Origin of the sequence: Methylobacterium sp. BE186 (genome assembly GCF_031457035.1) — a bacterium.
In the GTDB taxonomy this organism is placed as follows: domain Bacteria; phylum Pseudomonadota; class Alphaproteobacteria; order Rhizobiales; family Beijerinckiaceae; genus Methylobacterium; species Methylobacterium segetis.
The window spans coordinates 1-1006 of record NZ_JAVDVV010000078.1 but is presented as its reverse complement, the minus strand read 5'-3'; the positions used below and the strand labels follow the sequence as shown (position 1 = coordinate 1006).

Genomic DNA, 1006 nt, shown 5'->3' with positions numbered 1-1006 from the left:
GGCATGCCCGGCACCAGCTTGGCCCCGTTCAGCCGCGCCGTCTGCTCCTCGGGCACCTGGATGCGCGCCACGTAGTAGCTCATCCCCGTCTTCGGGTCGCTCGTCACGTCCGCCGAGACCCGGCTGACCACCCCGTCGATCTCCGGCGTCACCCGCTGGTTGAAGGCCGGGAACCGCAGGACCGCCGCCTGCCCCACCCGCACGTTGTCGATGTCCTGCGGCTGGATCTTCACCTCCACCGCCAGCTGGTCCGCCGACGGCACGATCAGCATCGCCGGCTCGCTCGGCACCACCAGCCCGCCGATCGTGTGCACGGCCAGCTGGTGCACCGTCCCGTCCTGCGGCGCGCGCAGGTCGATCCGCTTGAGCTGGTCCTCGGCCGCCACCCGCTTCTCGACCAGTTCCGACCAGCGCCCCCGGATCTCGGCCAGCTCCTTGCCCACCTCCGTGCGCATGTCCCCGTCCACCTGCAGGATCTGCAGCTCCGTCTCCGTGATCTTGCCCCGCGCCGAGGCGGTCGAGGCGATCAGCTGGCCCCGCTCCCCCTCCAGCCGCGCCGCGTCCCGCTCCAGCGCGGTCACCCGCGAGAACGGCACCAGGTTCTTGGCAAACAGCTCGCGCACCCCCTTGAGCTCCGAGCCGATCAGCCGGATCTCCCGGTCCTTGGCCGAGGCCTGCTCGGTCAGGCCCGAGATCTCCTGGCGCAATTGCGCCACCCGCTCGCGCAGCTGCGCCTTCTGGCCCTCGCGCGCGGCCACGCGGGCCGCAAACAGCCGCGTCTCGCCCTCGACCAGATGCGCCACCGCCGGGTCGGCGACGCGCGCCAGCAGCTCGGCCGGGAAGCTGACCCGTCCCGCCCCGTCCCGCTCCGCCTCGTCGCGGGCGCGCCGCGCCGCGAGCTCGTCGAGCGCCTTGAGCACGATGTCGAGGTTGGCCCGGGTCTGGGTCTCGTCGAGGCGGATCAGCACGTCGCCGGCCTTGACGCGCGCGCCCTCCCGCACCCGCA

Annotated in this window: 1 protein-coding gene; it reads right to left on the bottom strand. The window is 73.1% G+C overall.

What is annotated here, in order from left to right; genetic code table 11:
• Nucleotides 1-1006, bottom strand: a 1006-nt coding sequence (locus tag J2X36_RS26805) for an HlyD family type I secretion periplasmic adaptor subunit (RefSeq protein WP_310355267.1), incomplete at both ends; no start/stop codon positions are given.